Consider the following 25,733-nt stretch of genomic DNA (forward strand, 5'->3'; position numbering starts at 1 on the left):
TGCTGCATGAATATACTTATCGCGCCGGACAATGACGTCATAGCCCCGACCTGCGTGCTTCTCAATTCCCTGCGGCTCAACCATCCCGACATAGATATTGTTGTCTATCTGCTCTGGTGCGACCTCACCGCGGAAAATCGGAAGCATATCGAAGACTACGCGGCGACAATCGGTCTTACGGTGGTTTCTTACAGGCTGGATCCCGTCCGGGTCCGGCCGATCTTCAACCGGATACCGCCGACGGATCTCACCATTTCCTGCCTGTTGCGGTGCTTCGCCGGCGAGATACTGCCCGAATCGGTTGGCCGCATTGTTTATCTGGACACCGATTTGGTTGTCGCGGCGCCGATCACCGAACTGTACGACACCCGGCTCAAGGGCAACATCGCCGCCGCAGTCCTCAACCCCGGACATGCCCATCTTGAAACACACGGTGTGGGCGAAGACGCCTATTTCAACTCTGGGGTTTTGCTCATTGACCTCGACCTGTGGCGGCAAAACGATGTTGACCGCCAGCTGCAATCGTTCCTGACGAGTCATCCCGAAAGCTGCAGATATTTCGATCAATGTGCGCTGAATGTTGCGCTTCGGGGAAAGGTGCTTGCACTCGACAATCGCTGGAACGTAATGGGCAGTCTCAAGGACGCAAGCCACTTCACCAGCGTCTCGATCATACACTACTCCGGTGACGTAAAGCCTTGGCGCAATCCCGAAAGCCATCCCTATGGAATCTTCTACTGCAACTACAGCAAAGGCACGCCCTGGCCCCAGCGCTACCGGTACAAGCTTTTGAGGCAGAGCAATCCTTTCATTTTCCGCACCCGGACAATCTTCAAAAAGGCCGGGCGAAGGCTGACCGGTCAGTTCGGCCGGCCATCTGCCCGAAAGCATCGATGAGCGCTTGTTCAGTCCAGCATCGATGTCATCCGGGCCAATACCGAACCCTCAGCAATTCCGCCGTCCAGGGTCTTTGATGACCAGAGATGGATAGCCAGGCTTCGATTGGTGCTCAAATCGCTGAAATCCAACCCCGGTTCGTTGAGCAGCGACTTGTGTTTAGGGCTCACGGGGTAGAACCAGTCGGCCGGCTTTGCTGCATCTTCCATGCCGAGCCGCTTCAAATGATGGGTCAGCAAGTCGGGCCCTATGCTGCCCCAGTCGAGATCGGAGAGGTTCGGTCGTTTTCCTGAAAGCTTGCGTAACATCAGCTTGCGCACCTTGCGGCGGCTGTACCAGGGAGGAATGAAAGCCGGGTTCTCCGACGCTTCCATCATAGACGATAGAAGCTCGGACCCGGCCGGAATCCGCTGGACTGCGGTACCGATCAAATCATCGGCCTCCCACCCAAACAGATAGTCGTCACCCGGAAACGGTTTCAGGCAATAGACATCGCAATCAACGTAGATTCCCATCGCCTCCCTCTGGATGCGATAGCGGTAGATATCAGATGCCAGCGCCAGGCTGCCGCTGTTGTGACGTATGATCTCATCGCGCGCCATCAATCGTGTCGCGTCGAACAACTCGATACCTTCCGGAACGTCCTCGATTTCATCAAAGGCGTGCAGAACAACCCGGTGCCCCGCCCTGGCAAATGAAACGAGGCAGGATGCGTGGACGGGCCCGAGAACCGGGCCGATCCAGAGGGCATTTATGGCAGGGAGCATTTATTCAAGGATACTGGGCACATCGAAAGGTAAGTTGAAGCGCCAATTGTATAAATGCTGGATAGAACTTCAATCCCATCAAGCAATTCATAGGTATCCGGAGGAACCCGGTGATTGGAAAACGCCTCAGTTGACAGCCTCAATCAGCCAAACGACGCATCACTCTGCACCGTCTGCCAAGTCCGGCCGGCTGAACAATTCGGACGCAAAATACGAGCTCATCTGCCCAGGCAAAAAGGCTAAGCGAGAACAAGCATGTTAGCTTGGTTACCTCGCCCTCCTGGCCGTCTAACACTTATAGGCAATCACGCAGCGATTGTTGTCCCGTGTGATCACCGATACCGGACGCGAGGTGTTGTCGCGTCCGCAGCGCAGAAAACGCCCCTCGGCCTCGGGAACACCACCGTAGATCGGCAACACGGTGCCTGAACGCGTGCGCGTCTGCACGCGCCCCTGAGACTTGTACATTGCCTTGGCCTGTTCGCAGCTCATGTCATTGGTGATCTGTTGGGCCGCCGCCGGATCTGCAGCGGCCAGTCCCGCCACGACCAATGTCAGGACAAGCGGGGAAGCAACTGTCATTCTCATTGCAATTCTCCCTCGTGAGCGTTTGCTGCCAGCGGTCAACCGAAGTCGCCCGATTTCTGCTGGGCAGGCAGTTACCTATACGAACCGATCAGGCCAACGGATCAGACGAAAAGCGGCTATTCCAGCGCTCTCTTCGCGATTGCCGAGAAAATCGTGTCCAATTCGGCCGCCAGTGTCCGCAGTTCGTCCCCGCCCTCGTCCATATAAGGCGCGAAGACGAAACTGGGCGTCTTCCAGGCAAGGGTCGCGCCGCCGTCCTCATCCTCGACGATGTAGAAACGGATAGGCGCCTCGATGCCCGCCGCTATGCTGGCGTCGAGCATGCGCCGCGCAAAGTCGTTGCGATAGACGCCGACCACCCGATTGCCCGGTATCTCGAAGCCCTGTGCCTTGGCGCCATTTGAGGCGCTGGCTTGCGTGACAAGACCCATCTTCTCGGCCCGAACAGCCGCCTCAAGACGCTCGATCAGCGCCGCATAGGAAAGCTCCGTATCGAAGATCTGCCAGCCCTCTCGAGGCGCGATCGGTTGGGCGATGGCAACGCTCGACGCAAGAAAAAGCGCTAACAGTCCGGACACTGCAAATCGCATGGTCACACCTCTCAGGTAGCGGTTTCGCGGGACGGGATTATAGGCACGGCGACACGGCCTGACGCTGAAATCGGCATTATCAGCGATCAACTCTTCGCGAGTGGATTTCGCGCGGATGGGAAATTACCGGGACCAGGGATGTGACAAGCTGACCACCATCTCGAAAACCGCGTTGAACAAGCAAACCAACAGAGTCCTGCTGCGTTTCGACCCCCTGCAAGCAAGACGAATTCCAAGTCAACGCCGCGAATGCAGTATGGCCTAATGCGGCTTGACGGCGACCAGCACAACGCCGAGGCGCGATTCCAGTTCCTGCAGCTTCTTAAGCTTTTCGTCAGGCAAAGCCGCGGTTTGGGCGTCAACGCCTTCCAGCGCCACCACCGGGCTGCCGATTTCCTTTTCCAGGTTCTGGATCGCCTTCAGTTTTTCCGATTCGAGATGGGCAAGCGAATAAAGCATGGCATCCTCCAGTGAGCGGATGTCGCCCCTTGCAACCGGCATCGGGGCAAGATCCCTATCGGTTCACCAAGATAGATAGTGACTTCCGACCACAATACCATATCGTCAAACGGCCCTTGCCGGAACAGGACATCAAACAGAGGACTGCCGACATGCATGATCCGGGTCTCGGAGCCCCAGCCATTATCCTCGCTGCCGCGCTGCTCGCATCGGGCCCGGCGCAAGCGCAGATCGAAAGCGCTTATACCAAGCTCGATCTCGAAGGCAGCTGCACCGTCCTCGACCAGCCGGCGGAAGATGAGGGCGGCGAATGGATCGACTTGCTGTGTGCCGGCTATAAAGGCTTTCCGGTATTCTTCTCCGAAGGCGATCTGCGGCAGAGCGTGCACTATGGATTTCCGCCGCCGGGCGGGACTGTGTGGGAAAGCTTCGGTTCCTTCAACAGCGTCAGCGACACGATCGAGTGGCGGCTCCTGGATGGCAGGCCATTTGCGACCATACACCGATGGACTATCGACCCGGACGGCGTACAGGTGCTGGTTGTCGAAAAAGTCGGCCAACCCGGCATCGGCGAGGGCTGCGTTGCCGCCTATGTGCTGGCAAGCGGCAACCCGGACGCCAATGTGCAGGCCCGTGCGGCCGCCGACCGGCTTTTCTCCGGATTTGACTGTGCCTCCGACACCCCGGTGCGGATCGAAGGATCCGTGCCGTTGCCGCCGACCATGATCGACCGTTCCGGCAATTAATCGGCGTTCCGTCGCCTCCCGGCAGCTTAACCGTTGCCAAACCGATACGTCCGCACGAATATGCGCCCATGGGGGAGACGGTCGAACTGCCGCTGTGGCTTGTGGTGCTTGCCGGGTTACTGGCACTGGTCGGTATTGTCGACCGGCTGCTGACACCTTCTGTGCGCTGGTATCTTCACCGGCGCGCCAACCGGGCGATTGACGAGCTCAACACGCGGCTCAAGCTGAAGATCCGGCCCTTCCGCACCACCGGCCGCAGCATCGTTGTCGACCGTGTGGCGCATGATCCCGATGTTCTGGCCGCCGCGGAGGAGCACGCACGCGAACACGGCATGCCCGTCGAGGTCGCAATCGATACGGCGGAGCGCTATGCCCGGGAAATCGTTCCGGCTTTCAGCGCCTATGTCTATTTTCGTATCGGTACGCGCCTCGCCCGCTGGCTGTCGACTGCGCTCTACAAAGTTCGTCTCGGCTATTCCGATTCCGATGCCCTTGCAGCAGTCCCGTCCAACGCATCGGTTGTCTTCGTGATGAACCACCGTTCCAATATGGATTACGTCATCGTCACCTATCTCGCTTCCGCGACATCGGCGCTTTCCTACGCGGTCGGCGAATGGGCGCGCCTGCCGGTGCTGCAGACCCTGATCCGCGCGACCGGCGCCTATTTCATTCGCCGCGATGCGCGCAACCGGCTCTACCGTCGGGTTTTGGCGAGCTATGTGCGCATGGCAACGCAATCGGGAGTCACCCAGGCGATCTTCCTGGAAGGCGGACTTTCGCGCGACGGAAAGCTTCGTCCGGTCAAGCTTGGCCTTCTGTCCTACATTCTGTCCGCCACGGAAAACGCCACGGAAGACACGGTCTTCATTCCGGTCGGGCTCAACTATGACCGCGTTCTCGAGGATCGCTCGTTGATGGCCGCCGACGACGGCAGCGCTCCGCGAACGACGGTGCAAAAAACCGCGACGACGCTGGCATTTCTATGGAAGAACCTGCGCCTGCGTCTGGCCGGCCGGTGGCACCGCTTCGGCTATGCCAGCGTATCCTTTGGCAGACCTGTCTCGCTGAGTGCTTTTCTGGAGGAGAAGAACAGCACCCATTGGGCCGCTCTTGACGAGGCCGAGCACGCCACCTTGACGCAGGAGCTTGGAGAGCGGCTGCTGGCCGATGTCGGAGAGCTGATCCCCGCCCTGCCCGTTTCGCTGGTGGCGCTCGCGCTTGATGAAGCCGGCTCGGAAAAGCTCGACCGTCTTTCGCTGAAGGCCCGGGTCGACGCGCTGATCGATCGGCTGATCGAAAGCGGTGCCCATGTGCATATTGCCCACCAGGACCGTGACTATGAAGTCACGGTCGGCCTGCGCATGCTGACCATGCGCCACATCGTGGTGCAGGCCGATGACGGCACCCTGCAGATCGCGCCCGGTGACGAACGCCTTGTTGCCTACTACGCAAACGCGATCCGTCATCTGGTTTGATGGACAACCTGCAGAAAGATCACATCTAGCGCACATATCCCCGAAGCCTTCGGACCGTATCGGGATTTTCCATCTCCCAGACCTTGAAGCGCTCATAGCCCCGCAAGGCGATGGCATAGCGCTCCGCCAGAGGCCGCCCCCGCATGTCCTCAAGTTCGCCGGAGGTGAGGAACCGCATCTTCACCGCCTCCTGAAACTGACCGCACTCGGTAATCTGCTGACGCGTCAAAGGCCCCTGCTCCGCCAGCATGTTGCAGGCATAAAGGGCTCCGATCAAAGTCAGCAAATCAGGCATTTTGTTGCTCCGGTTTCCATGCCACTCAAAATGACGCCGGCTTCTTGATGTCCGTCAAATTCAAGATAGGGCGCTTTGTGTGCCCGTGCAGACAATAACACGGGGCAGTCCTTCGAAAAAACGCCATTGACCGGCTCGCGACCGCCTTCCATACGACGATCCGCATGCTAATGTCCGGCCATGCCATCGCATCTTCGCCTGTTGCCTGTCGCTCTTCTGTCGCTGCCTTTACTGTCCGGCTGCGAAAGCCTTTCCTATTATTCCCAGTCGCTGGGTGGGCACCTGGAATTGGTCAATTCCGGTCAGCGCATTGATCGTCTGATCGCCGATCCGCGCAGCGCGCCTGATCTCAGGGCACAGCTCACGGAGGCGCGCGCGATCCGGGCCTTTGCCTCCGAGCGCCTCGCACTGCCCGACAACAACAGTTACCGCTCCTATGTCGACACCGGACGCGAGTTCGTGAGCTGGGCCGTGTTCGCGACGCCCGAACTGTCACTGGAAGTACGCACCTGGTGTTTCCCGATCGTCGGCTGCGTGCCCTATCGCGGCTATTTCTCGAGGCAGGAGGCGTTCAGTTACGCGAAGGAACTCGCAGACGGGGGCGACGACGTCTATGTCGCGGGCATCCCGGCCTATTCGACGCTCGGATGGACCAGCGACCCGCTGCTGAACACGATGTTCCTGCGTGGCGACACCTATCTGGCGAGCGTCGTCTTCCACGAACTGACCCATCAGGTGGTCTATGTCCGCGGAGACGCAGCCTTCAACGAGGCCTTTGCCGTCTCGGTCGAGGACAGCGGCACGGTGCTCTGGCTGGAGCACAAGGACGACAAGGCAGGTTTAAAACGTTACCGGCTGAGTCAAAGACGCAACGCCGACTTCCAGGCGCTGGTCGCGCGGACGCGCGAGGAGCTTCATGGCATCTACACCGGCAACGGCAGCGATGCGGAAAAGCGCGCCGAAAAAGCGGCAGCCATCGAACGGCTGCGCGCCCGCTACAGGCGTCTGAAGACGCGCAAATGGGACGGCTACAGCGGCTATGACGCCTGGTTCAGCGAGCCGATCAACAATGCGAAACTCGCGACGATATCCGTCTACAATGATCTCGAACCTGCTTTTTCCCGTCTGCTTGAATTGTGCGCCTCGGACTATGGGCGCTACTACGAGGCCGTCCGCCGCATCGGCAGGCTCGACTTTGCGCGGCGCCGGGAGGTGCTGGAAGGCGCAACGCGTTGCGACTGACAGGTAATGAAACCGATCATCCTCAGAACCGCCGAACCATCGGACGCCGAATGCCTGGCGCGCATTCACAGATCCGCTCGTGCCGCCGCCATGCCATGGCTTCCCGTCCTGCACACACCGCAAGAGGATGTGCGGTATTTTTCGCAGGTGGTTTTGCCCCGACAGACCGTTTGCGTCGCAGAAATGGAAGGCTCGCCAACCGGCTTCATTGCCTTTGAAAACGACTGGATCAATCACCTCTATGTGGATCCGACCCATTGGCGTGAAGGCGTCGGCACGCTGCTGCTCCACCATGCGATGAAGGGCGCGGCCAGGCTTCAGCTCTGGACTTTTCAGGAAAACGGACCGGCGCGAGAATTCTATGCAAAATCCGGCTTTCGGGAGGCTGCCTTCACGAACGGAGCCGGCAATGAGGAACGGACACCCGATGTCCGCATGGTTTGGGAACAAGGCGCGGAGCAGCGGTAGCTGGTAAACGCAAATCAAACGAAAAGGGCCACCCGGTTGGGTGGCCCCGCATTTTTGTGTTCGGAAGGGACCGGGTTGACGTCACCCGGTGACGTTCGTCCGGTTACCGGGCTCCGATCGGAGGCTGCTCCTTCTCGTTGCCCTTAAACTCTGTCCCAACGCGACACGTAAAAACGCTAGACATTGGACCACCTCCTTCCGTTGAATTGAACATTCCTGCCTTATACGCGGATTCGCCGCGGCGGTCCACTTGCGGTCGACATGGCCGCCGCGCGGACCGTATTGCGCATATGCGGCTTTCCATTTGATCGGCAATCGGATTAGGTTACGGCCCGGTCGATATTCAGCGGGAGCCCTCTCATGATCATGTATTCGCGCGAACTGACGGTGAACTGGGGTGAATCGGACCCTTTCGGCCTGGTCTATTTCCCGCTCATGCTGGCCTGGTTCAACGACACGGAGCACGAGCTCCTGCGCGCCATCGGCTTTCCGACCAACCGGATGATTGCCGAGAACCGCAGCGCCTTCGTCATGGGCGATGTGCATTTCAAGTTCATTGGCCCGGCCGCCTATGGCGACCGCGTGCGCACTGTCATCCAGCTCTCCAAGATGACCCGCTCGACCCTGCACTGGGACTGCCGCGCCGAACACTCATCCTCCGGCGATCTGATCACCATGGGTCGCGCCATTCGCATCCACGCGCAGATCCAGGACGACGGCAATATCAAGTCGATCCCGATCCCGGACGACATCCGGGACGCACTGTCGAAGCCCGGCGCCCTGGTCGATATGGACAGCGGCCACCCACAGTCGGATTAGCGATATCTCGACGTCGTGGCGGAAACGGACCTTTCCGCCTGCAGATACCATGATACGGCTGAGCTTCTGACAGCCAGAGCGCGGAGCAATGACCATGGCGAAATCCAACGCGTATAAGGGTCTTTCAACAACGGCGATCCATGCGGGCGAAGGTCCCGACCCGGCAACCGGCGCTTCGGCACCCAATATCGTCATGTCCTCGACCTATGTCGCCGAGGAGATTGCCGGCTTCTCCGCCCACGACCTTTCGGACGACAGCCCCTTCCTGTACGGGCGCTGGGCCAACCCGTCGGTGCGCGCCCTTGAAAACAAGATCGCGGCGCTCGAAGGAACCGAATCGTGCCTGTGCCTTGCATCGGGCATGGCGGCGGCAAGCGCCATATTCCTTACCGTGCTTTCGGCGGGAGATCACGTCATCGTCTCGGACGTATCCTATGCCGGCGTTGCCGAACTGGCCCGCGATACGCTGCCCAGGCTAGGTATCGAGGTGTCGCTGGTCGACATGACGGATCTGGGTGCTGTTGCACAGGCCGTTCGAGCGAACACCAAGCTGATACACACCGAGACGCCCGCCAATCCGATCATGCGGTTGACCGACCTCGCCGCCATTTCCGAAATCGCCCGAAGCGCCGGCGCCCGGCACTCCTGCGACGCCACATTCGCCTCGCCCATCGGCCAGAAATCAGCCGAACTGGGCGTCGACTATGTCATGCATTCGATTACCAAATATATCGGCGGCCACGGGGATGCCATCGGCGGCGCAGTGTGCGCACGCGCGCAGGATATCAGGGCGCTGACGGTCGAGGCCGCCATCCATCATGGCGGCATCCTGTCGCCCTTCAACGCTTGGCTGATCGCCCGCGGCACGTCCACGCTGCCATTGCGCATGCGCGCCCACCAGGAGGGCGCAATGGCCGTCGCAGCCTGGCTGGAAGATCATCCGAAGGCGACAAAGGTGCTCTATCCCGGCCTTGCCAGCCATCCGCAGCACGAACTCGCGGCCCGGCAGATGCAGAACTACTCCGGCATGATCGCCTTCCAGGTCGGCGATGAACGAACCGGCGAAACACTGGCCGCGCGCATGGCTGAAGAGTTGCAGGTCATCCACTATGCCGTCTCGCTCGGCCACCACCGCTCTCTGATCTGGTGGCTGCCGACCAGCGGCATGATGGAAACCTCTTTCCGGTTGAGCGGAAAACAGTTCGACCGCTACCGCGACTTTGCCGGCGACGGCATCTTCCGCCTGTCGATCGGCCTGGAAGACGCCGAAGACCTGATCGCGGATCTGGACCGGGTGTTGGGATAGACCTTCGTCAGACACCCCGCCAGGCGCGGATCAGCCGGAAATTGGCCTCCTTGTCGATCGAACAGGCGATGGTGTGGATCGGGTTGGTCTTGTCGGCATCCCCGCCGAACGCCTCGTTGAGCGCCTTTCCCTGACCGGCCAGGTCCTTGTAGTTGGCGATAAACTGCGTTGCGTTGCGAATGCCGAGCCTGCGCAGCTTCTCCACCGTCGTTTCGCCCTCGCCCCGCTTTCTGGGCCGTGCGCCCAGAACGCTGTACAGGATCGCCTGATCGACCCAGGAAACCAGCCTTTCGGGAGGGATCTGGGTGCGCAGCATGATGTCGACCACGTCGACCGTCGCCATGTTGCCGACATTCTCGACATCCTCTTCTTCCAGCCGCGCCGCATGCCAGATGGTCAACCCGTCAAGCTGGCTCAGCGGCTGGTCCTGATCCGTCTCGGGCATGGCGATCGAAACAATCTTGGCCTTGGTGAACATCGACTTGATGACCTGCCACAGGACCTGCGGGAAGAAACCGATGACAAAGGCCAGGACCAGCAGAAAGGCCGGCCACTGATACTGGCTGTTCGAATGCGCCAGATTGGCGGCAATTTTGGCGTAGGCATTGGTTGCATCGCCAAAGGAGCCCAGCACCTGAAGGCACAGCGCCGCGACCCAAACGGCGATAACGGAAAGCACGATGCGGACGGCAAAGGCCATGAAGGCATTGGGACTGAGATCGCGGATTACGAAACGCCGGAAGAGCATCTGGATGCCGAAGAAATAGGCGCCGAAAAATGCGAAATTGACCGGTGTCAGTTCCAGCGTCAGCCGGAAATCCTCGGGGCTCGGCGTTGTGCCCGAGCCGCCTGCTGCCGCAGGCGTCCAGGCCGGGTGGATCGACAGCATCCAGCCGACGCCCGACAGGATGGTGACGAGGCCGATTGGAATGACGAGATTGGCCTGGAAAATATCGGCGATCCGCACGACGCTTTCCGGCATGAAGATACCACCGTCGCCGGTGCCCGTCGGCTTGTCGGCCTTGCCCTTGTCGGAGGCTTGCCGCGGCTGGGACGCCGCTATGAGGGAGGTCGCGAAACTGCGCAGATTGCGACCGTCGTCAAAGCGCAATTGCCCGTACATCGCTTCGAAGCGTTGCAGATAGCCTTCGATGCGAAGCTGCCGTTCGCGGTTCGATTCGTGGCGTAGCGCCCGTTGCGGCTTACCGTCTTCTTCCCGCTCCCTGTCCGGATCGTAGATAAGGCGTGGCTCGTAGAGCGAGAAGTGGCCCAGATTGCCGATGAACTCGTTGAGAATGCCGAGCCGGCGCGAGCGCAGGAACAGGTAGTAGGTTGCCGCCGGCAGAATGCACACAACGGTTATGAACGTCGATTCAATGACATATTTCTGCCTGATCGGATCCAGGAAAGTGATGCTGCCGAGCGCGATGATAATCAGCGGGATGGCGCCGAACACCAGCACGAAATTCCTGGTGTTTTCCGACCATTCCGGAAATTTCTTCTCCGCCGCATTGACCGCAACACCCAGGACGGCAAATGCCACCGTGCCGATAATGACGGTCAGCCAATTATCGCTCCAGAAAGTGCGCGCGCCCCAGGCATCGAACAGCGCCGCCAGGCCGTGGATGACGAAGAACCAGAAACCGAGACCGGCAATGATGATGAAGATTATCGTCAGCGCCCCCGGCTCGTCCTGCGCGATGATTTTTGCCTTCAGTTCAGCCGCCTCAGTGGCTTGCGGCGAGTTCGGGAACTCCTCGATGACGCGATTGCAAAGATTCTTCGATCGAACGGCATCGCCGCCCGCGAAGGCCGCCGTGGCAGCGCGCATGATATCGGCCGCCTTTTCCAAGGTCTTTTGTTCGGTTGCGGCAGGCGCTCCGTCACCCGAACCGGTCGCCTCGGTTACACTCGCCGTTTGGTCACCCGTGCCGGATTTTCCAGATTTCTTCGAATCCATCGCCACGCTCTCCGGTTGCCGCATGGAAATGTAACCGGCAAACGGAATATTACCAAGTTCACGTGACGTTCCTTAGTTAAAAATACTTTATTCATACAAAATAAGGCATTGTAATTACTGAAATTATTCAGTCAGAGTAAAATAGAAAACCCCCGCTTGCCAAAGCGGGGGTTTCTTTTGCGTGTCCGATAATCGGGCCTAGCCCATCGGGCCGCCATCCTTGCGCGTAATGGCGATCACGGCGGAACGCGGCACCGCATCGCCACCCTCCGGCCAGTGGCTTTCGCCGCGCTCGCCCGGGTGCTGGATCCCGACAAACATGGTGCGCAGATCCGGGCTCCAGGTCATGCCGGTGACTTCGCACTCTTTCGGGCCGACCAGGAAGCGGCGGATCTCTCCGGTGACCGGATCGCCCGCCAGCATCTGGTTGTTGCCGTGCCCGGCGAAACCTTCCGCGTTGGAATAGTTTCCGTCGGTCTGGATCCACAAGATGCCGTTGGAGTCGAATTTCAGGCCGTCAGGCGAGTTGAACATGTTGTCGGCATTGACATTGTCCGAACCCTTGTTGGCGTCCTGGTGAACCGTCGGGTTTCCGGCGAGCACGAAAAGATCCCAGGTGAAATCCTTCGACGTATGATCGCCGTCCTTCGGGCGCCAGCGCACGATCTGGCCGTAATTGTTGGCCTCGCGCGGATTGGGTCCGCCCACAGGTGTCGGATCGCCCCCGGCATTCGGCTTGATGCCGCGGTTCTTGTTGTTGGTCAGGGCACAATAGATCTCGGCGGTGTTCGGATTGGAGGTCACCCACTCGGGACGGTCCATTGTGGTTGCACCGACCGCGGAACCGGCCTGGCGCGTATGCACGCAGATCTCCGCCTTGTTGGCCATGCCGGTGGTCTCCGGCGTCAGTTCCAGCCACTCGCCGGTCCCGTTCGGATAAAATTTGGCCACGGAAATCGTGCCTTCGTTCAGAAGGCCTTCCGTCGGGCCGCCCGGAGCGAAGACACCGTCGGAAACGAAGCGGTAGAGGAATTCGCCGCGTTCGTCGTCACCCATATAGACAACGACCCGGCCATCATTATTGACGACCGCCTCAGCGTTCTCGTGCTTGAACCGGCCGAGCGCCGTACGTTTCTTCGGCGTCGAATTGGGATCGCGTGGATCGATCTCGACGACGTAACCGGCACGGTTCGGTTCATTGGGATGTTTGGAAACATCGAAACGCTCATCCACCTGGGCCCAGCCATAGCCCCAGTCTTTCGAGGAAATGCCGTAACGATTCAGTTCCGGTGACACCTCATGGTTTTCATCCGCAGCAGAGAAATAACCGTTGAAGTTCTCCTCGCAGGTCAGATATGTGCCCCACGGCGTCGAGCCGTTGCCGCAATTGTTCCAGGTGCCCATGGACTTCTTGCCCGTCGGATCGGCGGCTGTCTTGAGCAGATCGTGACCGGCTGCGGGGCCTGTCAGTTCCATCTCCGTGTCTGGCGTGATGCGCCGGTTGAGCTGGCTGTCCTTGACGATGGTCCATTTGCCGTTTTCGGGCCTGATCTCGACGATGGAGATGCCGTGGGCCATTTTGCCTTTGTTCACATCGTCATCATTGGCGGACTTGCCTTCCTCGCGGTTCCCCCAGATGATTTTCCGGTTGGTGTATTCATTGTTGGCGACAAGCACCATCTTGTCGCCAATGGCGTAGACTTCCATCCCGTCGATATTGTCACCGAACGCCGTTGCCTGGCTTCCTGCCGTGCCGCGTGTCGCATGGTCGAACTCGGCGCCGTTTGACCAGAGCGGATCGCCCCAGCGCACCATCACATCGACATTGTAACCGTCGGGCACGGTCACAGCATCGTCGGTGTTGGCGGGAATCTGCTTGAAGGCGAAGCGATCGGAAGCGGCCTTGGCGGTGCCCGGAACGAGCGTGCCGCCCAGCAGGGCGAAACTGCCGAAAGCGAGCGCGCCGCCCAGAAACCCGCGACGTCTGACCGCTGCTTCGACGATACGGTCAAAATCGGTTTCTTCCGGGCGCGGGCTGACGACTTCGTCGAAATCGTCGAATGACAAGGGTTCGTTGGGCGATGAAGACATGGTGGGCTCCTCTCAGTTAAACAACTTGGTTCATACCGACGCCAAAATCCGGTCTGCGGAGGGCAAATTTCAAAGAACGGACCGGGTCTGCCGGCGGTAATTGGCGAGGCACGGGTGCCTGCGTTCATGGGCACTTCTAATTGGAATTAAAATTATTCTAGTTACAGTTTTGCGACGGTTTTGCGACGAAAGCCTGTTTCGGCTGATAGAAAATACCTATCGAGCAGCCACCGTTCTCGTTGAACTAAGTTTGAATTGGTGGAGGGCGCTCTTTGCCCTAGGCTCAACGCCCATGAAGAAAGCGCTACCCACCCTGTTGCTGTGTTTGTTGTTGTGGCCGATGGCCGCGTCCGCACAGACGGAGACCGATCTCGAACTCGTGCTGCTTGCCGATGCGACAGGTTCGATCGACGATGCCGAGATACGCTTCCAGCGCCGTGGCTACGCGGAGGCGATCACCAGCCCGCAGGTCCTGAACGCCATCCGCAGCAATGCGATCGGAAACATTGCCGTTACCTATGTGGAGTGGGCAAGCGATACGTCCCAAGACGTGGTCGTGTCCTGGACGATCATCGATGGTCCGGAAGCGGCGCAATCCTTTGCCGATAAACTCATGGCGGCACCGCGAAGGGCATGGGGCCGCAATGCGATCGGTGCGGCGTTGCTCTTCGGCAAGGAGCTTATCGAGAACAATGAATATACCGGCCTGCGCCGGGTCATCGATCTTTCCGCTGACAGCGCCAACAACTGGAGCGGGCCGCCGATCAGCGTCGCGAGGCAGCAAGTGCTCGATGCGGGTATCGTCATCAACGGACTTGCAATCCTGTGCCGGCAATGCAGCGGCCGCCCTGTCAGCTACGATCTGGAAAAGGCCTTTGCCGAAAACATCATCGGCGGTCCAGGCTCCTTCATAATTACGGCTGAAAACGCCGCTAACTTCGCAGTTGCGGTGCGGCGCAAGCTGGTGCTGGAAATCGGCGGCAAAACCCCTGCATCACGCTATGCACTGCAAAACCAAGCGCCCGGCCCATTGCAACAGGGAGAGCAGCGATGACATTCATGACACAGCAAAAAAGACTGACTGCGGCCGATTTCGACCAGGAACTTCTCGACCTCTACGACTTTTATGCCCACGGGCTGATCACCAAGCGCGAATTCCTCGACCGCGCCGGAAAATTCGCCGTCGGCGGCGTGACCGCGCTGGCGCTGCTTAAGACGCTCAGCCCGGACTATGCGCTGGCACAGCAGGTTGCTGCGGATGACCCGGATATCAGCACCGAATACGTCACCTATGACTCACCCGATGGCAATGGCGAGGTGCGCGGCTATCTCGTAAGGCCGGTATCGGCTTCCGGCCCCCTGCCCGCCGTACTCGTCGTTCACGAGAACCGCGGGCTCAACCCCTATATAGAGGACGTCACCCGCCGCATGGGCAAGGCGGGTTTCATGGCATTTGCGCCGGACGGGCTCACCTCCGTGGGCGGCTATCCGGGCAATGACGACGAAGGCCGGGCACTGCAGCGGACGGTGGACCGCGAGAAACTGATGAACGATTTTTTCGCCGGTTATGAATATCTCATGGCCCGCGACGACAGCTCCGGAAAAGTTGGTTGCGTGGGCTTCTGCTATGGCGGCGGCGTGTGCAATGCGTTGGCCGTTGCCTATCCGGAACTCGCCGCCTCCGTTCCATTCTACGGACGTCAGCCGCGCGCCGAGGACGTTCCGCGCATCCAGGCACCGCTGCTGCTCCACTATGGTGAACTCGACCAGCGCATCAATGAAGGCTGGCCGGCCTATGAAGAGGCGCTCATGGCAAATGGCAAGACCTACACCGCCCATGTCTATCCGGGCGCCAATCACGGTTTTCACAACGACACCACGCCACGGTACGACAGCGATGCCGCAGCGCTCGCGGAAGAACGTACGATCGCGTTCTTCAAAGAGCATCTGAACTGAGCCTAGAGCGTCGCCTAAGGCGGCGGCGCCACCCAGACCAGACCCCGCCATTGACCACCCGTATCGCTTGGCACCGTGAAGTCGCGTACCGCGTCTCGGCGCATGCCGAGACGGCGGATCACGGCCTGCGACCTGTAATTGTCCGGAGCCGTATAGGCGATCACCTCAGGTAACCCGATACGCCTATAGACATCGTCCAATGCGGCTCCGGCGGCCTCAAGGGCATAGCCATGACCCCAGGCGTGGCGGTTCAGCCGCCAGCCGATTTCGTCATGATCGCCCAGCGGGTGCTCGCCCCGGCGCGGCATGACACCGACATAGCCGAGGAAATTGCCTGATTGGTCCTCGACAGACCAGCGGGCGAAACCGAACGCCTCCAGCGCCGCAAGATAGCTGTCGAAACGACGCTCGCTGCCCGCGCGGTCACGCGGACCGCCAAGGTCGGCCATGACCTCGGGATCGGCGCACAGCGCCGCGTGCGCGTCCCGGTCGGCGTCACGCCACCAGCGCAGGCGCAGGCGGGCCGTTTCAATCAAAGATCGCTCCGCGACCACTATTCCTCCTTCCGGGCCGTTTGCCGGTCATCCTCGACCTGTCGCGGATGTGCCTCGGCCCAGTCGGCGAGAAGTTCCGTCATGTCCTCCACACCGCACAGATCGATTTCCGTTTGCCGCAGCACAGCGCCCTTGGCCAGCACCAGCCGCGCGCACTCCAGATGATTGCGACCGGCCCGCTTCGGACAGAACTCAGCGCCATGGATGATCGTGCCGAGCAGATCGCCGCCATAGTCGTTCTTGTGGTTAAGGTCGGGGTTCAAGGTCAGCAGCCACGCGACTGCATCCGCCTGTCCCTCCCAGCCCGCAACATGAATGGCCGTCATGCCCATCTCGTCCGTCCATTCCGGATCGATGCCGATCGCATATAGGCGCTTGATGTGTTCAAGCCTTCCGCTAAATCCGATCATGCGCATCATGATCCGCTGTGTTTCATCGGTCAGCGCGCCAGGATCGACACGCCCGCAAACGGGCCCGTTTACCGCAGAAGCAATAGTCGCCTCGACCGCATCCAACGCGGTCCCCTGTCCCGCATGTTCAAGCACATCGGCGACTTCGTTGTTGCCGAACATGCAGGCGAATGCGTAGGCCGAATGTCCGTTGAAGGGCACTGTGCCATCCGCTCCATGGTCGATCAGCAACTGCGCAATATCGCCGGAGCACATGCGCCGCGCGGCCTGATGCAAGGCAAAAACCATCATCATCGGCTGTCCGGAAGGATGCGGCACTATTCCCTCATTCGGATCGGCGCCGCCCTCAAGCAACAATTTCACCGCTTCAATATCATTGAAGTCCAGTGCCCGCGGCAAGGCATTGGTGCCCTCGGCGACCGCGCCATGTTCAAGGAGCATTTTCAGTCCTTCGTGATGACCCAGCTCAGTCGAATGATAGAGCGATTCATTGTCGTTGGGATCGGCACCGTTCTCCAGAAGCCACCGCGAGAGCCGCATATTGTCGCCGTGGCCGAGCGCCCCGTAGAGAGCCGAAAGGCGATGTTCCGAACCCGGTTCGAACGGATAGCTGTCGTTCACATCGGCACCATTGCGCAGCAGCGCCTCGGCTATGGCGATCATATCGTCGGCGCGGCCGGGCGCCGCATGAATGTGCCGCGAAAACGCAAGATGCAGGATCGGGCTCCGTATGCCGACGGTGCGGACCGCAGCTTCAGGATCGTCTTTGAGCGCGGCATCCACCGCCGTGCGGTCGTAGAGCGCCACTTGCAGCCCGAAATTCGCGTTCTCCAGACCAGGCTCCGCCTCGAGCAACGCCTTGGTTATCCAGTGCTGCCCGTAATAAAGCGCGATCTTCAGCCGTTCCGCTTTCTGCTCGCGGTTCATCTTTGCTGTTTCGGAGGCAAGTTTCAGGCGCGGCCAGCTCTCGTAGCCCTGCTCATGGGCAATCACATGGAGCGCCTGCGCATGTTTGAGCGCCTCCGCGTCCGGCAGAACGGACCGGGCGCGTTGGATAGCATGGGGATCGCCGGCTGCGAAGCCGCGTTTCAGTTGCTTGGCCTGACGGCGCAGATAGTCGATTGAATGGTTCATCGGTTTCCTCGCTTAGCCCGTCGATCCGCTGTGCGGGCCCGAGTTGACCGATTGAAAGGGTCAGTTTGGTGCGAGGTGCCGATACGGCTTTCCGCGGATCAGGGTGCCGCCTCCAACGGCAGCGGCAGGCTAGGCGAAACGTCTGCCGCAGGCAAGCCTGCCATGTTCGTTTTTGGCGATTCACACCGGCAGGCCGCTGCAATTGAAACAACTGTTGTCAGCGGCCTTGAAGGACGCAGCGCAATAGCGCGCCCGGCAATATCAGAAGGAAACGGATATTCCCACGCGTGTATTGAACATCTCCAAATCGATTTCTCCGACCGGAATAAAACCTGGATTGCCGTATGTTTCGGAACCGTAGTCGGAGTAAGTGAACTCGCCGCGAACGCGAAATCGCTTTGAAAGCGCATACTCCGCACCGCCACCGACATAGTATCCGACATGCGTCCGATCAAAATCGAGCGGAGCCCCTAAGTCCGGATTGTAGGTTCCAATAATCACCGCATTGGTGTTTTTCAGATTGACCCTGGCGACTGCCACGCCACCGGTCGCGTATAGCAGTGTCCGGTCATTGACCAGAACGCCACCGCGCGCACCGGCGTTGATGGAATAGTCTATCGACAAATCCCAGATATCTGAGTTTCCAATTGCACCACCACATATAAGCTGGCTGCACCAATCGATACTTTGTAACGATCCGCTACCGTCCACATTGCCGATATTTGCAGAAGCACTTACGCCAAGGACAAAATTGTCAAACTTCCGATCGTAGCCGCCGAATATTCCGATGTCGAAACCGTCAGGATCGATCGATCCAAACCCGGTCGGGACTTTCTGATCGGAGAAATCACCGGTTCCGAACCCGAAGCCGCCGTGAATGCCGACATATCCGCCGGTCCAGTAATCAACAGGCAGCAATGTAACCGGTCCGCGGGCTTCATCCTCCGCGTTCGCTGTACCGCTCACCATCAACGCAACCGCAAATGTCAGGACATGTCCATGTCTCATCGGATACCTCAATAAAATCAATAAAATCAATAAACCAATATCTAAGCTATTAATTAGATTCTATGCCGTTATGCAACAGGGAAATTTCCGCCCCTAACGGCAATTTCAACGCCGTATCCGAAATACCACACCCTTGACGATCACTCGCAACAAGAGCGCTACCAAGGGCTGGATCAAAGACGATTCACGAACGCCCGTCGAGAACGCTGAAAATGCCGCTGGCCCTGACGATGCGTTTCTCGCCAACATGGGCATAGGTGTTGGCGAAGGCGGCCATTCGGCCGACTTTCTGCACATCCGTCTTGAAGACCACCCAGTCGCCGAGCTGGGCGCTGCCGGCGAAATCGATCGTTATGCTTGTCGTCACCATCGCCCTGTTGCCGTTCGGAAAATCGCCGGCGCCGTAACCCAGCGCAATATCGGCGGCCGTGCTGAGCATCCCGCCATGGACGAAGCCCCTCGAATTGCAGTGCTTTTCCTCGGCCCGAAAAGCGACCTGCAGCCCTTCGTCGGTCAGCTTGTAATAGAGCGGCCCGACCATATCGATATAGGGGCTGCTGCGGGAAATGACCTGAAAACCGGCGGGTATGTCGTCAGGCATCTGGTCTACCACCATTTCTCCGCTGTGAAATGGCCCGCCGCCTGTTCGACGATGTGGGCAAGCCGGAACAGCGTTTCTTCCTCGAACGGTTTTCCGATGAGCTGCAGACCGAGCGGCAGGCCGTGATCGTCAAGGCCTGCCGGCACGGCGATTCCGGGAAGACCGGCCATGTTGACGGTCACCGTGAAGATGTCGTTGAGATACATCTTCACCGGATCGGCCGCCATGTCCTGATCGGCGATGCCGAAGGCCGCCGAAGGCGTCGCCGGCGTCAGGATCGCATCGACGCCGGCATCGAAGACCTTTTCGAAATCGCGCTTGATCAGCGTGCGGACCTTCTGGGCGCGCAGATAATAGGCATCGTAATAACCAGCGGACAGCACGTATGTGCCGATCATCACCCGGCGCTTGACCTCCGGTCCGAAACCGGCGGCGCGGGTCTTTTCATACATTTCGACAATGTCGCCGCCCGGTTCGCGCAGGCCATAGCGCACCCCGTCATAGCGCGCGAGGTTGGACGAGGCTTCCGCCGGCGCCACGATATAATAAGCCGGAAGAGCGTATTTTGTGTGCGGCAGCGAGATCGGCACGATTTCCGCGCCGGCATCCTTCATCCAGGCAATGCCCTTCTGCCAGAGCACCTCGATCTCCTCCGGCATACCATCCATGCGGTATTCCTCCGGAATGCCGATGCGCATGCCCTTGACTGACTGGCCGATCGCGGCCTCGTAATCGGGAACCGGCATGTCGACCGACGTCGTGTCCTTCGGATCGCTCGAGGCCATGGATTTCAGCAGGATGGCCGAATCCCGCACATCCCGGGTAATGGGTCCGGCCTGATCCAGCGATGAAGCGAAGGCAACCACCCCCCAGCGCGAACAACGACCATAGGTCGGCTTGATGCCGACGGTGCCGGTAAAGGCAGCCGGCTGCCGGATCGATCCACCGGTGTCCGTCGCGGTGGCGCCGGCGCAAAGATGCGCGGCGACGGCGGCTGCCGAACCTCCGGACGAGCCGCCCGGCACCAGTGCCTTGTTATCGTCCTTGCGGCGCCACGGATTGGTGACCGGTCCATAATATGACGTTTCGTTGGACGAGCCCATGGCGAACTCGTCCATGTTCAGCTTGCCCAGCATCACCGCCCCATCGGCCCAGAGATTGGCGGTAACGGTTGACTCGTAGCGCGGCTTGAAGCTGTCCAGGATATGACTGCCGGCCTGCGTGTGCACGCCTTCGGTGCCGAACAGGTCCTTGATGCCAAGGGGAATGCCCTCAAGCGCTCCGCCCTCGCCCTTGTCGAACCGCGCGTCGGATTCAGCCGCCTGGCTTCTGGCCTTTTCCGCCGTAACCGCCACATAGGCGTTGATCGACGGGTTTGCCGCCTCGATCGCGCCAAGATAGGCGTCGGTCAGTTCAGCGGACGTAATGTCCCTGCTTTTCAGCTTGTCCCGCGCTTGCGCGATCGTCAGGCTTGTCAGTTCGCTCATGTTCTTATTGTCACTCTTCGGGCAACGACTCATCCGGCCGAGGCCGGGAAATGAAATTCGGTATCGTCGGATCTATTCGACGACTTTAGGGACGAGGAAGAAATTCTCGTCGCTTTCGGGCGCGTTGGCGACGATATCATCCGCCTTGCCGCCATCATTGACGACATCCTGGCGTTTCTTCATCGGCATCGGCATCACCGAGGTCATCGGCTCGACACCATCCACATCGACTTCGTTCAACTGCTCGACAAAGCCGAGAATGGTGTTGAGCTCGCCTTCCATTCTGGCCGCCTCCTCATCGCTGACGGCGATGCGGGCAAGGTGGGCAACGCGTTTGACCGTTGCAAGATCGACAGACATCGGGGATCAACTCCGGAAGATGGAAATTCAGCCGTGGCTATAAACGCGCCCACGCGGAAGGGCAAGGGCGCGCCGTGCCGGATTTGAACGCCGGCTTTACAGATCCAGCGCGCCGCCGACTTCGGGGACCCGCACCAGCCCGGCATCGCCCTCCATGGCGGCGACGAACTTGTCCGCATTCTGGTCGATAATGGGAAATGTCCCGAAGTGGCACGGTATGACGCTGGAAAACTTGAAATAGCGCCGGCAGGCGAGCGCCGCCACCGCTCCGCCCATGGTGAACCGGTCTCCGATCGGTACGATGCCGATATCCGGCTGATGCAATTCCTGGATCAGCGCCATGTCGGAAAAGATATCCGTGTCCCCCATATGCAGAAGCGTGGGCTCGCCATCGATATGCAGGACGACGCCATTGGCGTTGCCGAGACAATGCGAAACGCCATCGCTGGTGATATGCGCGGACGAATGGAGCGCATTCACGTAAGTGACGGTGAAGCCGTCGTGACCGACGGTGCCGCCGGTGTTGGTCGGATCCAGCTTCTCGACGCCGCCGTGGTGACCGAGCCACATCGCAAGGTCGTAATTGGCGATCACGGTGGCGCCGGTTTCCTTTGCGATATCGGCCGTGTCGCCCACATGGTCGCCATGGCCGTGCGTCAGGACGATATGGGTCACACCCTTTACCGCTTCGGCCTTGTCCTGCCCCTCGAAACTCGGATTACCGGTCAGGAACGGGTCGATCAGGATCGTTGCCTTTGCGGTTTCCAGCCGGAATGCGGAATGCCCCAACCACTTGATTTTCATCGCTTAGCCTCACAATTCATGATGTACCTGCGGACAGCTTATGGGTTGACAGCGCCGGTGAAAAGCACCAACCCGGCCAAAAAGGACAGTTGCGGATGAGTGTGAAGTCACTGGAAGAACTGGCGGCAGGCCTGCCGGAGGGTTCCGTTCTTGCCGGGCTCGATCTCGGCACCAAGACGATCGGCATTGCCATAAGCGATCTTGGACTGTCGCTGGCGACGCCACGCGATGTGCTGCGACGCACCCGCTTCACCAAAGACGCCGAAAAGCTCTTGGAGATCCTCAAGGCCGAGCGGGTCGGCGGTTGCATCATCGGCCTGCCCGTCAACATGGATGGAAGCCAGGGCCCGAGGGCGCAGGCAACCCGGGCCTTTGTCCGCAACCTCGAGACAAAGACCGATCTTGATTTCGCATTCTGGGACGAGCGCCTTTCGACCGTTGCGGCCGAGCGCGCACTGCTGGAGATGGATGTGTCGCGAAAGAAGCGCGCTCAGCGCATCGATGCCGCCGCCGCCGCCTTCATTCTTCAGGGAGCCCTGGACAGGCTCTCCTCGCTTTCGACCGGCAGTTCCGGATAGGCCGGCTCGGCGGGCCGCTCGGCGAAGGCTTCACGCCTGCTTTGCACCCACGCCCGGATCTGCTTGCGCCAGCGGAAACAGGCGATGGCAAGCACGATCAGACTGTCGACGACAAGCGCCTTGAGCAACAGCGGTGGAATGGCGTCCGGCGGCATGCCGAGCATCTCGCCATAGACCTGGAAGACAAGGTCGTGGACCTGCCGTGACAGCATGATAAAGCCGAAATTGATATCGTGGTAGGACAAGCCATACCATGACGCTATGAGCGCCACCGGCACAAACCACAATATCAAGAACCACTTCATGCAGCATGCCCCCTAGCTCAAAGGCCCCGTGCATCGCAGGGCGGCACTGATTATTCAGCGTTGTTGCCACGCAGCCCGTCAAAGCCACGTGGTTAACCAAATCTGGAGCCTTTTGCATCCGGGCGCAACGTAAACCATTTGTTAAGGTTAATATTCACATGCAGCACAGGCAGGCTGGCGCTTGTGCGCGCGGCCGACGGGCGCTATGACAAAGCCTTCCTCCCGCCGCGATTTTCCCGATGTTACCGATATTCGAGAGCATTCTGCCCATATTCCTGATCGTCCTCCTGGGTGTCGTCCTCAAGCGGCTGCCCATTGTTGACCGCAATGTCTGGCACGGGCTCGAGGAGGTCGGATATTACGTCCTGTTTCCCGCATTGCTGTTCCTGACGCTTTACCGGGCGGACTTCAGCGGCCTGGAACTGACCGAGGCCAGCATCGGAACATTCGCGACCATGGCCATCATGTTCGCGCTCATGCTGGCGCTGTGGCCGCTCATGAAAAGAAACGGCGTATCGGGCGCTGCCTACTCAACGGTCTTCCAGACGGCGACACGCTGGAACGGCTTTATCGCGCTTGCCGTCGCTGCCAAGCTTTATGGCGATACCGGCCTTGCGCTCACCGCGCTGGTCATGGCGCTCGTCATCATTCCGATCAATTTCGGCAATGTCGCCATGCTGGTCTGGTTCGTCAGCCCCAGCCGCGACATGCGCATGCTGGCCTGGCGCGTTGTCACCAATCCGCTCATCCTGTCGTCCATTGCGGGAATCGCGTTCCACTATTTCGAAATCCCGATCTACGCGCCGCTCGAGCAGGCCGTCGATCTCATTGCCAGCGCGGCGCTCGGCATGGGCCTTTTGATGGTCGGTGCCGGGCTGCGGATTCGCGACACCGTCAGGCCGAAACCGATTGCGGTTCTGCCGGTCGTGCTGAAGCTGCTGCTCTACCCGGCCATTCTGACGACTATCTGCTGGTGGGCCGGCGCACGCGGGGAGGCTCTGGTCATCCTCGCGATCTGCGGCAGCGTGCCCACGGCCATGAACGGCTATCTGCTGGCGCGCCAGATGGGCGGCGACGCGACGCTTTACGCGACCGTTGCGACCCTGCAGACGGCAGCCGCATTCTTCACCATACCGCTGGTCATCTATGTGGCCGGCTACTTTGCTTCCGGATAGAGCAAGGAGACGATCTGCCCGGCATCGAAACGCATGTCGAGCATGCCATAAGTCGTGCGCCACGCACCGGCGAGCCGCGATTCGGCAAAGGCGTCGGCGATGCGCCCGGCACCCATGCGATAAAGCTCGGCTGCCGCCGCTGAATAGGCCAGTTGCTCCGTCAGAAGCCGCACCGCGCTCTCGTCGCGCTGGCAAAGCGCCGTCGCCGCCGTCAGGACATCCACCGTGCGCTTCGAGAACGGTCCGAGATCGGCGGCGATCGTCGTGACCACTGCCTCAAGCTGGCGCGGATCGGCGTTGATCGTTCTCATGAGGTCGAGAGCCATCACATTGCCGGAACCTTCCCAGATGGCGTTGACCGGCGCTTCGCGATAGTGGCGCGCCAGGGCGCGCTCTTCCACATATCCCGCGCCGCCCATGCATTCCATGGCTTCGTAGATGAGCGCCGGCGCCATTTTGCAGACCCAGTATTTGATCACCGGCGTCATGACCCGCGCATAGGCCGCCTCCTGCTCGTCATCGCCGGATTTGTCGAAGGCGCGCGCCAGGCGCATGGAAATGGCCGTGGCCGCTGCAACATCCAGCGCCATATCCGCCTGGACCCGGGCCATCATCGGCTGTTCCGTCAGCGCCTTGCCGAAAACCTTTCTCTGCCGGCAGAAATGCACCGCCTCGGCCAGCGAGGCGCGCATGATGCCGGCGGACGCCAGCGCACAGTCGAGCCGTGTCAGGGTGACCATTTCAAGGATCGTGCGCACGCCCTTGCCCGGCTCGCCCAGCAGGTATCCATAGGAATTGGCGAACTCCACTTCGCTCGATGCATTGGAACGATTGCCGAGCTTGTCCTTGAGGCGCTGGAACTGCAGGCCATTGGGTTTGCCGTCCTCAAGGTACCGCGGCACCAGGAAACAGCCGAGCCCTTCGGGCATCTGGGCGAGCATCAGAAAGGCATCGCTCATCGGTGCGGACATGAACCATTTGTGCCCCGTCAGCCGATAGACCCCCTCGCCTGCCTTGTCGGCGCGGCTCGTATTGGCGCGCACATCCGTGCCGCCCTGTTTTTCGGTCATGCCCATGCCGATGGTGACCGCTTTCTTGGAAGCCACCGGCCGCTGCGCCGAATCATAGTTGCGGGTAAGGACCTTCGGCGCCCAGATCTGATAGACAGCCGGATTGGCCTGTATCGACGCGAGCGATGCATTCGTCATCGTGATCGGACAAAGATGACCGCTTTCGAGACCGGCCGTCATGAAGAACCTGATGGCACGCGCCTGATGCGCAATGCCCTTCTCCTCGGGCAGATTTTCCCAGGTGGAGCAATGCAGGCCGTTGCCGCAGGAACGGCGCATCAGCGCATGATAGGCAGGATGAAAATCCACCTGATCGATGCGGTGTCCCGCCGGGTCGAAGTTGCGCAGTTGCGGTGTCGACACATTGGCGATACGGGCCAGATCCTGCGCTTCGGGCGTTGTCACAAAACGGCCGACCGCTGAAAAGGTGTCGCGCACCTTCTTCGGCATCTGGCTGGCGACCTCGTAAAGCATGGGATCGGACTGGTAGGCATTGATGCCCGAATAGGGCATCGGCTGGTTGAGAACCTCATGCGTTACGCGGTTCACGGTCGGCTTTGACATATGAGTCATGTTCCTGCTGGGGTC

Annotated in this window: 27 protein-coding genes; 11 read left to right on the forward strand and 16 right to left on the reverse strand. The window is 59.9% G+C overall.

Annotated elements, in window-relative coordinates; all coding sequences use genetic code 11:
• Window positions 1-6: 6 nt before the first annotated feature.
• Entirely contained in the window at window positions 7-897 is an 891-nt protein-coding gene (locus OOZ53_RS15375) for a glycosyltransferase family 8 protein (RefSeq protein ID WP_271090535.1), read from the forward strand.
• An 8-nt stretch (window positions 898-905) separates the two neighbouring features.
• Here the strand turns inward: OOZ53_RS15375 and OOZ53_RS15380 are convergent, their stop codons facing one another.
• The 4 genes from OOZ53_RS15380 to OOZ53_RS15395 all read right to left on the reverse strand — a co-directional run bounded on the left by OOZ53_RS15380 (window position 906) and on the right by OOZ53_RS15395 (window position 3,343).
• Complete coding sequence (locus tag OOZ53_RS15380) at window positions 906-1,664, reverse strand: hypothetical protein (protein WP_271090536.1); 759 nt, start codon at window positions 1,662-1,664, stop codon at window positions 906-908.
• A gap of 288 nt (window positions 1,665-1,952) precedes the next feature.
• Entirely contained in the window at window positions 1,953-2,252 is a 300-nt protein-coding gene (locus OOZ53_RS15385) for a hypothetical protein (RefSeq protein WP_271090537.1), read from the reverse strand.
• 116 nt (window positions 2,253-2,368) lie between these two features.
• On the reverse strand, window positions 2,369-2,830 hold the full coding sequence (locus OOZ53_RS15390; RefSeq protein WP_271090538.1) for a DUF302 domain-containing protein: 462 nt from the start codon (window positions 2,828-2,830) through the stop codon (window positions 2,369-2,371).
• Between the two features lie 273 nt (window positions 2,831-3,103).
• The gene (locus OOZ53_RS15395; RefSeq protein ID WP_271090539.1) at window positions 3,104-3,343 is read right to left on the reverse strand and encodes a hypothetical protein; all 240 of its coding nucleotides are present in this window, start codon (window positions 3,341-3,343) and stop codon (window positions 3,104-3,106) included.
• 110 nt (window positions 3,344-3,453) lie between these two features.
• Between OOZ53_RS15395 and OOZ53_RS15400 the strand changes: the two genes are divergently transcribed.
• Both OOZ53_RS15400 and OOZ53_RS15405 read left to right on the forward strand, forming a co-directional pair.
• On the forward strand, window positions 3,454-4,047 hold the full coding sequence (locus OOZ53_RS15400; protein ID WP_271090540.1) for a hypothetical protein: 594 nt from the start codon (window positions 3,454-3,456) through the stop codon (window positions 4,045-4,047).
• Between the two features lie 68 nt (window positions 4,048-4,115).
• Window positions 4,116-5,522 (forward strand): 1-acyl-sn-glycerol-3-phosphate acyltransferase, encoded by a 1,407-nt coding sequence (locus OOZ53_RS15405; RefSeq protein WP_271090541.1) that lies wholly within the window; start codon window positions 4,116-4,118, stop codon window positions 5,520-5,522.
• Between the two features lie 25 nt (window positions 5,523-5,547).
• Here the strand turns inward: OOZ53_RS15405 and OOZ53_RS15410 are convergent, their stop codons facing one another.
• Entirely contained in the window at window positions 5,548-5,817 is a 270-nt protein-coding gene (locus tag OOZ53_RS15410; protein WP_271090542.1) for a hypothetical protein, read from the reverse strand.
• A 180-nt stretch (window positions 5,818-5,997) separates the two neighbouring features.
• Here OOZ53_RS15410 and OOZ53_RS15415 point away from each other — a divergent pair, with 180 nt between their 5' ends.
• From OOZ53_RS15415 to OOZ53_RS15430, 4 genes are all read left to right on the forward strand, one after another.
• The gene (locus OOZ53_RS15415) at window positions 5,998-7,059 is read left to right on the forward strand and encodes an aminopeptidase (RefSeq protein WP_271090544.1); all 1,062 of its coding nucleotides are present in this window, start codon (window positions 5,998-6,000) and stop codon (window positions 7,057-7,059) included.
• Window positions 7,060-7,065: 6 nt separating this feature from the next.
• Complete coding sequence (locus OOZ53_RS15420; protein ID WP_271090545.1) at window positions 7,066-7,527, forward strand: GNAT family N-acetyltransferase; 462 nt, start codon at window positions 7,066-7,068, stop codon at window positions 7,525-7,527.
• 360 nt (window positions 7,528-7,887) lie between these two features.
• Window positions 7,888-8,346, forward strand: coding sequence for an acyl-CoA thioesterase (locus OOZ53_RS15425; RefSeq protein ID WP_271090546.1), 459 nt, complete (start codon window positions 7,888-7,890; stop codon window positions 8,344-8,346).
• Window positions 8,347-8,440: 94 nt separating this feature from the next.
• A complete protein-coding gene (locus tag OOZ53_RS15430) occupies window positions 8,441-9,652 on the forward strand; it encodes a trans-sulfuration enzyme family protein (protein WP_271090547.1) in 1,212 nt (403 codons plus the stop codon).
• 7 nt (window positions 9,653-9,659) lie between these two features.
• Here OOZ53_RS15430 and OOZ53_RS15435 read toward each other — a convergent pair whose 3' ends face one another.
• Both OOZ53_RS15435 and OOZ53_RS15440 read right to left on the reverse strand, forming a co-directional pair.
• A complete protein-coding gene (locus OOZ53_RS15435; protein ID WP_271090548.1) occupies window positions 9,660-11,612 on the reverse strand; it encodes a hypothetical protein in 1,953 nt (650 codons plus the stop codon).
• A 198-nt stretch (window positions 11,613-11,810) separates the two neighbouring features.
• Window positions 11,811-13,703 (reverse strand): PhoX family protein, encoded by a 1,893-nt coding sequence (locus OOZ53_RS15440; protein WP_271090549.1) that lies wholly within the window; start codon window positions 13,701-13,703, stop codon window positions 11,811-11,813.
• A gap of 292 nt (window positions 13,704-13,995) precedes the next feature.
• On the opposite strand from OOZ53_RS15440, the gene OOZ53_RS15445 reads away from it, so the two are divergent.
• Together OOZ53_RS15445 and yghX are read left to right on the forward strand one after the other, a co-directional pair.
• The gene (locus OOZ53_RS15445; RefSeq protein ID WP_271090550.1) at window positions 13,996-14,757 is read left to right on the forward strand and encodes a DUF1194 domain-containing protein; all 762 of its coding nucleotides are present in this window, start codon (window positions 13,996-13,998) and stop codon (window positions 14,755-14,757) included.
• Between the two features lie 5 nt (window positions 14,758-14,762).
• The gene (yghX, locus tag OOZ53_RS15450) at window positions 14,763-15,659 is read left to right on the forward strand and encodes a YghX family hydrolase (protein ID WP_425499161.1); all 897 of its coding nucleotides are present in this window, start codon (window positions 14,763-14,765) and stop codon (window positions 15,657-15,659) included.
• 14 nt (window positions 15,660-15,673) lie between these two features.
• Here the strand turns inward: yghX and OOZ53_RS15455 are convergent, their stop codons facing one another.
• The 7 genes from OOZ53_RS15455 to OOZ53_RS15485 all read right to left on the reverse strand — a co-directional run bounded on the left by OOZ53_RS15455 (window position 15,674) and on the right by OOZ53_RS15485 (window position 22,017).
• Window positions 15,674-16,195, reverse strand: a complete 522-nt coding sequence (locus OOZ53_RS15455; protein WP_271090552.1) for a GNAT family N-acetyltransferase — start codon at window positions 16,193-16,195, stop codon at window positions 15,674-15,676.
• Between the two features lie 17 nt (window positions 16,196-16,212).
• Entirely contained in the window at window positions 16,213-17,757 is a 1,545-nt protein-coding gene (locus OOZ53_RS15460) for an ankyrin repeat domain-containing protein (protein ID WP_271090553.1), read from the reverse strand.
• A gap of 261 nt (window positions 17,758-18,018) precedes the next feature.
• Window positions 18,019-18,765 (reverse strand): outer membrane protein, encoded by a 747-nt coding sequence (locus tag OOZ53_RS15465; RefSeq protein WP_271090555.1) that lies wholly within the window; start codon window positions 18,763-18,765, stop codon window positions 18,019-18,021.
• 184 nt (window positions 18,766-18,949) lie between these two features.
• Complete coding sequence (locus OOZ53_RS15470) at window positions 18,950-19,366, reverse strand: PaaI family thioesterase (RefSeq protein WP_271090556.1); 417 nt, start codon at window positions 19,364-19,366, stop codon at window positions 18,950-18,952.
• A 5-nt stretch (window positions 19,367-19,371) separates the two neighbouring features.
• Window positions 19,372-20,853, reverse strand: coding sequence for an Asp-tRNA(Asn)/Glu-tRNA(Gln) amidotransferase subunit GatA (gatA, locus tag OOZ53_RS15475; RefSeq protein ID WP_271090557.1), 1,482 nt, complete (start codon window positions 20,851-20,853; stop codon window positions 19,372-19,374).
• Between the two features lie 72 nt (window positions 20,854-20,925).
• Window positions 20,926-21,213: an Asp-tRNA(Asn)/Glu-tRNA(Gln) amidotransferase subunit GatC gene (gene gatC, locus OOZ53_RS15480; RefSeq protein ID WP_271090558.1), complete on the reverse strand. Its 288-nt coding sequence runs from the start codon at window positions 21,211-21,213 to the stop codon at window positions 20,926-20,928.
• Window positions 21,214-21,309: 96 nt separating this feature from the next.
• The gene (locus OOZ53_RS15485; RefSeq protein ID WP_271090559.1) at window positions 21,310-22,017 is read right to left on the reverse strand and encodes a metal-dependent hydrolase; all 708 of its coding nucleotides are present in this window, start codon (window positions 22,015-22,017) and stop codon (window positions 21,310-21,312) included.
• 95 nt (window positions 22,018-22,112) lie between these two features.
• Between OOZ53_RS15485 and ruvX the strand changes: the two genes are divergently transcribed.
• A complete protein-coding gene (gene ruvX / locus OOZ53_RS15490) occupies window positions 22,113-22,595 on the forward strand; it encodes a Holliday junction resolvase RuvX (protein ID WP_271090560.1) in 483 nt (160 codons plus the stop codon).
• Here the strand turns inward: ruvX and OOZ53_RS15495 are convergent.
• Entirely contained in the window at window positions 22,544-22,900 is a 357-nt protein-coding gene (locus OOZ53_RS15495; protein ID WP_271090561.1) for a DUF6105 family protein, read from the reverse strand. The genes ruvX and OOZ53_RS15495 overlap by 52 nt on opposite strands.
• 239 nt (window positions 22,901-23,139) lie before the next feature.
• On the opposite strand from OOZ53_RS15495, the gene OOZ53_RS15500 reads away from it, so the two are divergent.
• Entirely contained in the window at window positions 23,140-24,075 is a 936-nt protein-coding gene (locus OOZ53_RS15500; protein ID WP_271090562.1) for an AEC family transporter, read from the forward strand.
• Here the strand turns inward: OOZ53_RS15500 and OOZ53_RS15505 are convergent.
• Window positions 24,057-25,709 carry an acyl-CoA dehydrogenase family protein gene (locus OOZ53_RS15505; RefSeq protein WP_271090563.1) on the reverse strand — a complete coding sequence of 551 codons (1,653 nt, stop codon included), beginning with the start codon at window positions 25,707-25,709 and terminating at the stop codon, window positions 24,057-24,059. The genes OOZ53_RS15500 and OOZ53_RS15505 overlap by 19 nt on opposite strands.
• Between the last annotated feature and the right edge of the window lie 24 nt (window positions 25,710-25,733).

Source organism: Allohoeflea poritis (assembly GCF_027889715.1).
GTDB classification, from domain to species: Bacteria; Pseudomonadota; Alphaproteobacteria; order Rhizobiales; family Rhizobiaceae; genus Hoeflea_A; species Hoeflea_A poritis.